This window comes from Serratia sp. HNCC26DJ244, from assembly GCF_057180565.1.
Genome location: NZ_JBXUGO010000025.1, coordinates 26,286 through 39,062 on the forward strand (window position 1 = coordinate 26,286; position 12,777 = coordinate 39,062).

General features: G+C 40.3%; 9 protein-coding genes and 1 pseudogene. All 10 read left to right on the forward strand.

All coding sequences use genetic code 11. The features are described from left to right. Positions 1–21 precede the first annotated feature (21 nt). The 10 genes and pseudogenes from asmA to AC2A06_RS16675 all read left to right on the forward strand — a co-directional run bounded on the left by asmA (position 22) and on the right by AC2A06_RS16675 (position 12,777). Positions 22–1,863, forward strand: a complete 1,842-nt coding sequence (gene asmA / locus AC2A06_RS16630) for an outer membrane assembly protein AsmA (protein WP_484381005.1) — start codon at positions 22–24, stop codon at positions 1,861–1,863. Positions 1,864–2,094: 231 nt separating this feature from the next. Further along, on the forward strand, positions 2,095–3,450 hold the full coding sequence (dcuC, locus tag AC2A06_RS16635; protein ID WP_484381006.1) for an anaerobic C4-dicarboxylate transporter DcuC: 1,356 nt from the start codon (positions 2,095–2,097) through the stop codon (positions 3,448–3,450). 216 nt (positions 3,451–3,666) lie between these two features. Then, a pseudogene (locus AC2A06_RS16640) lies at positions 3,667–3,811 on the forward strand (IS110 family transposase); the annotation flags it as partial. A 970-nt stretch (positions 3,812–4,781) separates the two neighbouring features. Further along, a complete protein-coding gene (locus AC2A06_RS16645) occupies positions 4,782–5,918 on the forward strand; it encodes a polysaccharide export protein (protein ID WP_484381007.1) in 1,137 nt (378 codons plus the stop codon). Between the two features lie 9 nt (positions 5,919–5,927). Then, positions 5,928–6,362, forward strand: coding sequence for an arsenate reductase/protein-tyrosine-phosphatase family protein (locus tag AC2A06_RS16650; protein ID WP_484381008.1), 435 nt, complete (start codon positions 5,928–5,930; stop codon positions 6,360–6,362). Positions 6,363–6,374: 12 nt separating this feature from the next. Further along, a complete protein-coding gene (gene wzc / locus AC2A06_RS16655; protein WP_484381009.1) occupies positions 6,375–8,519 on the forward strand; it encodes a tyrosine-protein kinase Wzc in 2,145 nt (714 codons plus the stop codon). Between the two features lie 70 nt (positions 8,520–8,589). Beyond that, on the forward strand, positions 8,590–9,729 hold the full coding sequence (locus AC2A06_RS16660) for a glycosyltransferase family 4 protein (RefSeq protein ID WP_484381010.1): 1,140 nt from the start codon (positions 8,590–8,592) through the stop codon (positions 9,727–9,729). Between the two features lie 7 nt (positions 9,730–9,736). Next, positions 9,737–11,008: an MATE family efflux transporter gene (locus AC2A06_RS16665; protein WP_484381011.1), complete on the forward strand. Its 1,272-nt coding sequence runs from the start codon at positions 9,737–9,739 to the stop codon at positions 11,006–11,008. 21 nt (positions 11,009–11,029) lie between these two features. Then, complete coding sequence (locus AC2A06_RS16670) at positions 11,030–11,992, forward strand: glycosyltransferase family 2 protein (RefSeq protein WP_484381012.1); 963 nt, start codon at positions 11,030–11,032, stop codon at positions 11,990–11,992. Continuing rightward, entirely contained in the window at positions 11,989–12,777 is a 789-nt protein-coding gene (locus tag AC2A06_RS16675) for a glycosyltransferase family 2 protein (RefSeq protein ID WP_484381013.1), read from the forward strand. The genes AC2A06_RS16670 and AC2A06_RS16675 overlap by 4 nt, the downstream gene beginning before the upstream one ends.

Consider the following 12,777-nt stretch of genomic DNA (forward strand, 5'->3'; position numbering starts at 1 on the left):
TAGTATAGACAAGGGGTTGGTATGAGAAGATTGCTAACAACATTGGCCATTTTGCTGGTGGTACTGATAGCTGGGATGGCTGCATTGGTGCTGTTGGTGAATCCGAACGATTTTCGTGCCTATATGGTCAAGCAGGTTGAGCAGCGCAGTGGCTACCATTTGACGCTAGAGGGTGACCTGCGTTGGCATGTTTGGCCGCAATTAAGCATTCTTGCCGGGCGGATGACGGTGACCGCGCCCGGTGCTGCGCTACCGCTGGTCAGTGCTGACAATATGCGCCTGGATGTCCGGTTGCTACCGCTACTTTCTCATCAGCTTGATATCAAACAGGTGATGCTTAAAAATGCGGTGTTCCGGTTGACCGCTGACAGTGAAAAGCAGAACCAGCCCAATGCGCCAGTTGCCCCCGGTGCAAATCAGTTGGATGAAATCAGTGAATCACTGTGGAAGTTTGAAATTGATAATCTGCAGATTGTAGATAGCTTGCTGATTTGGCAGCGAGCCAACAATGAGCAGATTAATGTTCGTGACATTAATTTAAACTTGCAACGCACTGGGCTGCATCAGGCAAAAATGGATCTTTCCAGCCGGGTGAATCGTGACCAGCGTGATTTGGCCTTTACCTTGGCTGCAGATATTGATTTGTTGCAGTACCCTCAGCAGATTACTGCCAAGGTTAGCCAGTTCAACTACCAGTTGGAGGGGGCAGATATTCCCACTGCAGGGATCCAGGGGCAGGGTAGCGTACAAGCGGTTTATCACCAGCCTACACAGCAGTGGGTGCTTAGCCAATTGTTGCTCAGCGCCAATGATAGCCAACTGACTGGTGATGCCAGTGCTCAGTTTGGGCTGATACCAGCCTATAAATTAAACCTCAGCGCGGCGCAACTGAATATGGATGCACTTTCCGGTTGGCAGACTGCGGTTTCTGATAACACGGCGCCGCAACAAGCGGTGGCCGCCGCACCAGTTATCGCCAATCAGATTGATGGGCCGCAACAGAGTCTGCGGGCATTACGCAATTTCAAGGCACAAATTAACCTGCAGGTGGATCAGGTTACTTACCGTGGAATGAACATCACTCAATTGGTGGCGGACGCCAACAATCAGCAGGGGTTACTGACAGTAAACGTGCTGTCTGGCAAGTTGGCGGCGGGGGATTTTGCCCTGCCAGGTTCGTTAGATGCTCGAACAAACCGGCCATTGATCAAAGTCCAGCCGGTATTGCGGCAAATTGAGTTAGGTGATTTGCTTAAAGCGTTTGATATGCCTTTGGCATTAACTGGCGCATTCAGTATGCAAGGTAATTTAAGTGGAGACCAATTAAACGCTGCTTCTTTCGAGCATAACTGGCAAGGCACCGCAGAGTTGAGTTTGCAGAATGCCCAACTGAAACAATTTAATATTCAGCAGTTGATCCAGCAAGCAGTAGCACGTAATGACAACAGTGTACGTGGGCAAGACAACTACCAACGCCATACCGAAATCAAACAGATGACGGCCAAAGGCAGTTTGAGCAAAGGAACACTGACACTCAGTACGCTGAGCGCAGAATCGCCATTGCTCAGCTTGACTGGAGAGGGCCGGCTGGATATAGCGGGTCGGCAGTGTGACATCATGATGAATGTGCTGGTAAAAGAGGGGTGGCAAGGTAATAACGACCTGATCGCCCAACTGATTAAAACACCTATCCCACTACGTGTTTATGGTCCGTGGCAACAGCTCAATTACCAGATACAGCTCGATAAACTGCTGCGTAAAACGTTGCAGGATCGTGCCAAAGAGGCACTGAATAAATGGGTGGAAAAAAATAAATCCAATCAGACAGGCCGTGATGTGAACAAGCTGTTGGATAAGCTGTAATCGTTGTTATTTAGACTTATTGCCATGCAAGTTGCAGACAGACTGCAACTTGCATGAGCCCAACTTTGCCTAAGCTGAAACTGTTACTCCCGCCATAAATTTTAATTATTTCCTGATGACGCCGCGTGCGAGCTTGATTGATGTCATAATAATTTATGCTGACTTTCGGCAAGGTATGGCGTTATTGGGCAGAAAAGCATTGAACTTAAATAAATAATAAGCAGAGGAATTATGATCGAACTTCTAATCGGTGCTCTGGTGGCCGTGGGCGTAGGCCGATATATTATCAAAGGGTACTCAGCGACAGGGGTATTGCTGGTTGGCGGATTACTGCTATTGGCAGTGAGCGCCATTATGGGTAAAAGCGTATTACCAGCCAGCGCCGCGTCAACTGGCTGGCGAGTTACCGATGTCTTTGAATACGTTAAAATCCTGCTGATGAGTCGCGGTGGCGACCTCGGCATGATGATTATGATGCTATGCGGTTTTGCTGCCTATATGTCACACATTGGTGCCAATGATGTGGTGGTCAAGCTGGCATCACGCCCATTGCAGATGATCAACTCCCCCTATTTACTGATGATTGCTGCTTATTTTGTGGCTTGCCTGATGTCATTGGCGGTGTCTTCTGCCACCGGGTTGGGGGTGCTGTTAATGGCGACCCTGTTCCCACTGATGGTGAATGTGGGCATCAGCCGTGGCGCGGCAGCAGCTATCTGCGCTTCTCCAGCGGCAATTATCCTTTCCCCAACTTCAGGTGACGTGGTACTGGCGGCCAAAGCAGCGGAAATGCCGTTGGTGGATTTCGCATTTAAAACCACACTGCCCATTTCCATTGCGGCCATTATCTGCATGGCGATTGCTCATTTCTTTTGGCAACGTTATCTGGATAAGAAAAGTAATGAACAGCACCACATTATGGATGTGAGTGAAATCACCACCCATGCGCCTGGTTTCTACGCTATTTTACCGTTTACGCCGATTATTGGGGTGTTGGTGTTTGACGGTAAATGGGGGCCTTCACTGCATATTATTACCATACTGGTGATCTGCATGTTCCTGGCGGCGGTGATTGAGTTTATCCGCACCTTCAATGGCAAAACGGTGTTTACCGGGCTGGAAGTGGCTTACCGTGGCATGGCAGATGCCTTTACCAGCGTGGTGATGTTGTTGGTTGCGGCTGGGGTTTTCGCGCAAGGGCTAAGCACCGTGGGCTTTATCAGTGCCCTGATTAACACTGCACAGTCGTTTGGCACCGGCGGCATCATTATGATGTTGGTATTGGTGGTGATTACCATGCTAGCAGCCATGATGACCGGTTCCGGTAATGCGCCGTTCTATGCCTTTGTGGAGTTGATTCCAAAACTGGCAACACAGATGGGCGTGAACCCGGCTTATTTGGTGATCCCGATGCTGCAAGCTTCTAACTTGGGCCGCACCATTTCACCGGTTTCTGGTGTGATAGTAGCGGTTTCCGGGATGGCGAAAATCTCCCCATTCGAAGTGGTAAAACGCACTTCAGTACCGGTAATTGTGGGGTTGATTGTGGTGGTAGTGGCGACTGAGCTATTGGTGCCAGTGCAGTAAGTTTTTTAACTAACCTGAGGGAGTACTATCAAACATAGCGGGTCAGCAGACAAGACCACTATTGAGGTGAGTACGGTAGTTGACGCCATTGAAGGAGCCGAACGTAGGCACGAAGCATAGGCAAAAACGCCAGGGATAATGAGATGGACGCTCCAACTTTTACGGCATCAAAGTGCCAATATGTGAGCGTGAAAACTCAAAAGAAGGAGCGTCCAAATGAAAGTATCTACCCTCGGTATCGACTTGGCCAAAAATGACTTCCAGCTTTATGGTATTGATCACAATGGCAATACGGTCCTGAAAAAAACTGACTCGCGATAAATTCGTGCCTTTCGTTATGCAACTGGAACCTTGCCTTATGCCGTACGTGCAGCATCATGCAGTGTGGGTTTGTTACCTTTAACCGCCAACAAGTAATCACCACCGCCCTTGATTATGGTTGAGGCGATCTCGGTCTGGCAGCTCATTGTATTTGTGGATAACAGGTAGCCTTATCGGGAGCGTCCATATGTCTGTAGCAGCCGCCGTGATGCCTGGCTCCGAAATTCGCTATTAGTATTATTCTGAAAAAGCATTTAATGCCTATTTAAGGCTTGTTTTACTAGAACAATGGTATAATATTATTTTGGCAACCTCTATTAGCAATAAAATCCGGGTTTATTAAAGCTTTCACGGCTTGTCTTTCGTAAAATCCCGAACAGACCCCGGTTCATCTGCATTAGTGGTGATTGCCACAATTCTTCGGGTTCAAACATCGTGTACAGTGCATTGGTAGCTGAAAGCCAAGGGCGGTAGCGTGCCTGAAGCATTTCAATACAGTGGTAATCTTTGTGACCAATGGTTTATGGCAGCCAACCTGGGGCAAAGCCTTCCGTCAATGGGCCGAGCTCTTTAGCAATTTTTGCTGCAATCAAAATAAATAATCTTTATAGTTATGGTCCTGCGCAAAATGATCTGCGGGCCTTTGACGTACCAAAATAACCCGCATATGATTACAGCCATAGTGCAAGCGGCAATACATTTCGACTTTGACAATAGTATATTTGCAAGCTCAGTCTTAACGTTTGCTCTATGAGTGTGTTTATATTCAAAATAATTTGAGTTGCATCTAGGCGCCCAGGCTGAGAGCCAGCAGAAGCAAGGTCCACTATGTAACAGGTGCGAGCGTATACAGCCAACACTCAGGCGACTTGAATTATAACGAATATAAAGGTGTGGAGATAACGGCATACCTACCCCAAAATAAAATTTGTTAAGCATGTTACTAGGCGACCATGGTCGGCCAGTTGCTTAGCGTTAAAGATTGACTACATTGGAAGTGATAAAACTCGATGGCAAAGAAACAATGGAAACTGATACCACTACTGGTATCGTTCGCTGCGATCAGCGGTTGTACTATCGTTCCTGGAACCAACCTTTCCACCAGCGGCAAAAACGTTATCCGCCAAGACGATAGCGATTTTAACCTTAACCGACTGGTGAATATCTACCCTATGACGCCGAGCCTGGTTGAAAAATTGCGACCAAAACCGGTAGTAGCACAGAACAACCCCGAACTGGAACTGGCCTTGCAGAACTATGAATACCGCATTGGGGTGGGTGATGTGCTGATGGTTACGGTTTGGGACCACCCTGAGCTAACCACCCCTGCAGGCCAATACCGCAGCGCCAGTGACACCGGTAACTGGGTTAATGCTGATGGCACCATCTTCTATCCGTATATTGGCAAGGTGTCCGTCGTTGGCAAAACGGCAAGCCAGGTACGCAATGATATTGCTGGCCGTTTGGCGCAGTATATCGAAAGCCCGCAGGTGGACGTGAGCATTGCAGCTTTCCGTTCACAAAAAGCCTATATAACTGGTGAGGTTGCCAAATCTGGCCAGCAGCCAATCACTAACGTGCCGCTAACCGTTATGGATGCTATTAATAATGCCGGTGGCCTTGCTGAAAATGCAGACTGGCGTAACGTGGTACTCACACACGATGGCAAAGAGCAGCGTATTTCTTTGCAGGCGCTAATGCAAAAAGGTGACCTGACGCAAAACCGCCTGCTTTCCCCAGGTGATATTCTCTACATTCCACGTAACGACGATCTAAAAGTGTTCGTGATGGGTGAAGTTAAAAAACAAGCGACCTTGAAAATGGATCGCAGCGGTATGACGTTAACTGAAGCCCTAGGAAATGCAGACGGTATAGACCAGTTAGTCGCTGATGCAACGGGAATATTTGTGATTCGCCCTCTACGTGGCAGCGAGGGAAGCAAGCTGGCCAGCATCTATCAGCTAAATGCCTCTGACGCAACGGCATTAGTGATGGGAACTGAGTTCCATTTAGAGCCTTATGATATTGTGTATGTTACAACCGCGCCTATTACGCGTTGGAACCGTGTAGTTAGCCAACTAGTACCTACAATTTCAGGGTTTAATGAACTTACTGAAGGTATCTTACGTATAAGAAACTGGCCTTAGGATTTTATGATGTTTAGCTCGATACTCGTTGTCTGTATTGGCAATATATGTCGCTCCCCAACTGGGGAACGCCTACTAAAAAAACATCTACCCGAAATAAAGATTACTTCAGCTGGATTAGGGGCACTGGTTGGCCATTCTGCAGATGAGAAGGCGGCATTAGTAGCTGACCAGCATGGTATTTCTTTAGACGGGCATGTTGCAAAACAGCTGACATTAGAATTATGTCGAGAATATGACTTGATTCTTGTAATGGAGAGAAAGCATATCGAAGCTGTTTGCCGACTATCCCCAGAGTCTAAAGGAAAAACAATGCTTTATGGACACTGGATGGATAGTGTAGATATCCCTGACCCGTACAAGAAGAGTAAAGAAGCTTTTGTTTTTGTTTTTAAACAATTAAATGATGCGACTCATAAATGGGTCAGAGCTTTGAATCGATAATTAGAGATTGCTATGTCAGAAAAAAAACGTGAGTCCGTCTTTCATCAAGAAAATGACGGTATTGATATAGGTAGAATTTGGGGAAGTTTGGTCGATTATCGTTGGATGATCTTGAGTATGACCGCATTACTTACAGTAATCGGTATACTCTATGTGGTATTTTCCACACCAATTTACAGAGCAGATGCTCTAATTCAAGTAGAGCAAAACTCGGGCAGTTCGATCTTAAGCAATTTATCAGATATTCTGCCCACAAATCAACCTGCATCAGCTGCTGAAATAGAACTTATTAAGTCTAGAATGGTTTTAGGTAAAACAGTAGATAACTTAAAACTGAATATAATTGCTGAGAAGAAGTATTTCCCCATTTTTGGGAAAGGTTTCGCAAGAATTACAGGCAGCCCTAAATCAGAAATTTTATTAAGTCGTTTTGATATTAGTGATGATTATTTTGACCAAGAGTATGAAATTGAAATATTAGCCAACTCACAGTTTTCAGTCAAGAAAGATGGTGAATACCTAGCTGAGGGGAAAATCGGCCAACTATTGACAAAGGGTGATTTGGATATTCTCATTAGTGACACCAACTCACCAGAAGGAACCGTTTTCTTAGTAAGAAAGGTTTCTATGCTTCAAGCTATTAACGATATTTTAGTAAACCTAACTGTTACAGATAAGGGAAAAGATACAGGAGTATTATCATTAAGCTTAACTGGGAGTGATCCTTCAGAAATCAAGAAAATAATAAACTCGATTAGTCAAAATTATTTGCTCCAAAATGTCGAGAGAAAATCAGAGGAGGCTGGGAAAAGTTTATCTTTCCTCAAAGAACAGTTACCCAAAGTACGGAACGCTCTTGATGAAGCTGAAACAAAGTTAAACAAATTTAGACAGCAGAATGACTCCGTTGATTTATCACTTGAAGCGAAAGCAGCTTTAGAGTCAGGGGTTGCTCTAGACACACAGCTTAATGAACTCACATTCAAAGAGGCTGAAATATCTAAACTTTACACTAAAGAACATCCTTCGTATAAAGCATTGCTTGAGAAGAGAAAAACCTTAGAGGATGAAAAAGGTAAGCTAAATAAAAAAATTGGTAACTTACCAAAAACTCAGCAAGAAATTTTGAGATTAACTCGAGATGTAAATGCTGGGCAAGAAGTATACATGCAGATGCTTAACAAGCAACAAGAATTGAGCATTACAAAGGCTAGCACTGTTGGTAATGTGCGTATAGTGGACTCTGCAGTTACACAGCCAAAACCTGTTAAACCTAATAAATTAGTTTCTGTTTTGCTTTTTGCGATGTTTGGGTTCGTAATTAGTGCCGGTTATGCAGTTTTTAAAACTATAATGCACAAAGGTATTGAAAATGCGGATCAGCTCGAAGAGATTGGCATAAATGTTTATGCGAATATTCCATTATCCGAATGGCAAATTAATGAGGATAAGAAAATCATTGGCCGTTCAAAGTCGGCTAAATCAGGCATGCTTCTAGCAGTCGGAAATCCTGCTGATTTAGCGATAGAAGCTATCAGGAGTCTTAGAACAAGTTTACATTTTGCTATGATGGAAGCCAAGAATAACATTCTTATGATTTCTGGTGCTAGCCCTAGAATTGGTAAATCTTTTGTTAGCACGAATTTAGCTGCTATAATAGCTATGTCTGATAAAAAAGTTCTTGTCATCGATGCAGATATGAGAAAGGGCTATTTACACAATATACTGCATTCAGAACACAAGAATGGTTTATCTGAAACCCTTAGTGGAGCTATTCCGCCAAGTGATGCAGTTAGACGAACACAGATATCAAATCTCGACTTTATACCTAGAGGTATAATCCCGCCCAACCCATCAGAACTTTTGATGAATAATAATTTCTCAGTACTTCTTGATTGGGCAAGCAACAATTATGACTTTGTAGTTGTTGATACACCACCGATTTTAGCTGTCACAGATGCTGCGATTATAGGTCGTCATGCAGGAACGACACTTATGGTTGCTAGATTTGGTGTGAATACTGTTAAAGAGATAGAAGTTGGTATCCGACGTTTTGAGCAAAATGGAATTAATATTAGAGGTGTTATTATTAATGCTATTGTTAAGAAAGCGTCTACATATTATGCATACGGTAATTATCAGTATGAATATAAATAGTAAAAACTAATGCTTTAAAAGTAGGTTCTTCCATTTCAGCACCTACATAAATTTTGTGGTAATAATTTTTATGAATGTAGTAACTATATTCGAACGCGCGGAAAATGTGCATCTTAATAAAGATGTAGGTCAGTTATTATATTATATAAGCAAAAAAACTAAAGGTAGCGCTGAATTATGGACGTTTAATGAAGTTAAGAGTAAGTTATCAGGAGTTGAGGTTGTAAAAGTAGTAACGAATTGGACTCGGTTTAAGTTGAATTTACAGTTATTAAGAAAACTTATTTCAGAGTCAAGAGATATTGATCTACTAAACTTATATCATCTTAGGTCATATTCACTCATTTATGCTAATATATATAAAATCCTTAATCCTGCTGGTATCGTTTTCATAAAAGGGGACTTTGACCTTAATCAAGTAAAGAAAGAAGGCTTACTATATAACAAGAAGAATAAAAGCATTCTGAATATCCTGAACAATTATCTAGTAAGAAAGGTTGATTTTATTACTTTTGAGCACAGATATATTGGTGCTGAGTTATCCAAGCAATATGTAGAAAGCTTATATCTTCCCAATGGTATTTCGGAAGGAATAAAAAAAGAGTTAGATAAGTGTCCAGAAATAACTAACTATCATCAAGGTTATCTTAAAATCCTTGTTGTAGGTCGTATAGGAACGTATCAAAAGAATACAGAAGAAGCATTAGAAATAATTTTAAAATTGAATGAGAAAGGGCTTATATTTCATGTTGATTTTGTAGGGCCAATTACTTCAACCTTCAATAAGGTCATCGAAAAGTTTAAGAATGACAACCCTACTGCATACAAAAAAATTACTTTTGTTGAGGAGGTTAATGACGTTAAAATATTAGCATCATATTATAGTAGCGCAGATATCTTTTTACTGACATCACGTTTTGAAGGATACCCACTATCTATAATTGAAGCCGGGTATGCTAATTGTATACCAGTAGTAAGCATGAATTCAGGTGCTGATGATTTGATAGAGAATAATGTTAACGGATATATATATTCTGATGTGGAGGATGCAGTATGCTTCATTAAGAATCTAGCAATATCTGAAGGAAATACTAATATTCAAGCAATGAAAAACAAAATAAGAAAAAAAATCATTGAAAATAATAGTTGGGAAAGTAATGTAGATTTATTACTTGATAAGGTCAATAGACTGAAGGTACGGCGTGAATAGAAGAATTGTGAGTAGCGCTGCGGCATATGCGATAAGCAATATGACAGTGCAGGTGCTGAATTTTATCTCAACGTTGCTTTTAATGCGCATGTTATCTGTTGTGATATTTGGGACGGTGGGAGTTCTTACAGAAGTATTTGCCCTCTTTATGGTAATTGGTGAGTCTGGAGTAAGAAATTTTTTAATTAACAAGTTGAGGGAAAACTCAAAAACATTTCTGAATAAAATATTTTCTTTCCAGTTTCAGATATATAATGGTTTAATATTGGCTTTGTTATTTTATTTAGTATTCTCTTTTATACTGAAAGATACAAATCATATAGATCTCGCTATAACATTGTTTTTTTCTGTTGTTTATATTCTCACTGCACCAGCGCAAGCTTATTTTCTTTTCGAAGGCAAGAAAAATGAAATGATATTTAAGGATCTAATAACGGCGATTTTAAGACTGTTATTTATTCTAAGTACATTCTTTTTAGGACTTGAAAATGATGCACATACGATTTTGATTCTCTGGTTGTTACCTGCTGCTATTAGTAGTTTATACCTTAATATAAAATGGGGAAAAAGCACAAACAGACATGAGGAGATTTATCCAAAATTAGACTTTTCTCTATATATAACTAATGTTACTTTATTGTTGCCATTTATTACCATATCTATTGTTAATGGTATTTATAATAGAGTCGGTGTGTTTATCCTTCAATATGTTGGCTCAGTTAGTGCGGCCGCTTTATATATTGGAGCTGCCAAATTTGTATTACCCTGTGTGTTTATATTATTTGCATTTTCAAATTCGCTTACTCAAACATTTACAAGTAATCAACGTCCCTCATTCAATGCAAAATTTGCACTATTATGTATTTTGCCTGCCATCTTAATTTACTTATGTCTTAACTTGTTTGTACCAATTATGTTCACACACTTCTTTGCTGGTAAATATGATGGCTCAGTTGATATATTGAGAGTCTTATCATTATATGTTCTTGTTGTGTTTTCGTATGGCTTATTTTCAAGCTATTTAATTATGAATGGCTACCAAAAAATAATTTTAAAAGTGAATATAATATCATTAATAATGATTATTATATTATCATTATTAATTGTCCCTAAATATAGCGCTATGGGCTTAGCCTATACATTTATCTTTGTGGAAATTTGCATTGCATTATTTTATTTCACATTAATGATAAAAAAAGGTTTAAAGCCGACATTTTTCTTTATTTTACCGTCTTTGTATGCAGTGGTTTTTTGTCTTAATAATGTTATTTTTAGTTAATGCTAGGTAAGGGTAAAAACGGTGGAAAAAAGTGATATCTGCGTACTAATAGTTACTTATGGTAGAAGGCTTGAGTTAATTGGTAAGGTTATACACTCATTGATCATCGATGACGTGAAAAGTATAATCATTATTAGTAATGGTCAAGATATAGAAACTAGAGATTCGCTATTAAAAATCTGTATTGATGCTCGGATAAAAATTATTTGGAATGATGAAAATCTAGGATCCGCTGGAGGTTACTCTCAAGGATTGGATTATTTTGTCAGTAGTATGAAAGAGAAGTTCATACTATTACTAGATGATGATAATGTATTGTCCAGTAATGGACTTTCAAGAATAGCAGAGCAGTATAAAGAAAATAATAATGAAAAAATCATAATCTGTGCGAAAAGGAATGATCGTACTGCACAATTGACGGCTATAAGAAATAACGAGAATATTATTTATTTTAGCGATAGCTTTCTAGGTTATAACGTTTTGTCACTGTTCATGAAAAAATCATCAGATAATGATAAATACATATATTCTGATATTGTTCCATATGGTGGTATGGTATTAGATCGCACTATAATTGAACATGTTGGTTTGCCGGATAAAGGATTTTTCCTATACTCTGATGACTATGAGTATTCGCTAAGAATAAGAGAGAAAGGATATTTTTTAACTATTCTAAAGGATGTTTCAATAACTGATATTGACACATCCTGGCATGTAAGTCGTAAGGGAGCTGCTATTATTGATCCTGAATCAAGTAAAATGAGAGTATACTATACCGTACGAAATGGTGTGATAACCGATATCCGTTACAAGAAAAAATCATACTTATTCTATGTAAACATGTCCTTCTTCATATTAATTCAGATAGCTAAAGATATTAGAGCCGGAAAAATGAATTTTGTTTACCCTCGAAATTGGTCACTTTTTTATAAAGCTTACACTGATGCAAAAAAAAATAAACTAGGTAAGGTTGATTTCTTATGATTTTAAGTGTTGTGATACCGTGCTTCAATCGTGAGGCGTCGATACGGAATGCTGTGAAGTCAGTACTAACGCAGTCTAATACAAATGTTCAAGTTGAAGTCATTGTTGTTGATGACGGTTCAACTGACAAAAGTATGGAAGCAATAGCCGATTTAGATATAAAAATATTGTCTACAGGCGGACGCAAGGGCGCATGTGCAGCTAGAAATATCGGTATAACTTCCGCAACTGGTGAATGGATAGCATTTAATGACAGTGATGATCTTTGGCGCATTGATAAACTTGAAAAAATATTCACTGAGATTGGTAACAAAATTGATAATGTGGATTATATAGTCCACCCATTCATTCGAGGTGCTCAAAGCGTTTTCACTATTCATGGTAATATAAAGGGAGGATGTCAGTATCTATGTAAGACCGCAACACTATCTAGATTATTGAAAAAAAACTTTGTTAGTACACAATGTTTATTAGTAAGAAAAAGTGTTTTGAATTCAATTGGTAATTTTGATGAGAATTTATCTAGATTTCAGGATTGGGAGGTTGCAATCCGGCTTGCAGAAAAATCTAAAGGTTACTACATAGATGACATGCTGACTATCTGTATAGAAACCAGCGGTTCAATCTCTACGGGATTCAGTAAAGGTATTATTTCTCGTAAATACATTCTTAATAAACACTCCGATAAATATAAAAGAAACATTATAGCTAAGCTAAAATTTCGTATTGATCTGTTATTAAGGGTGTCGGTTTTCTCTTTAAGAAAACTATTGAGGGGAAAATAG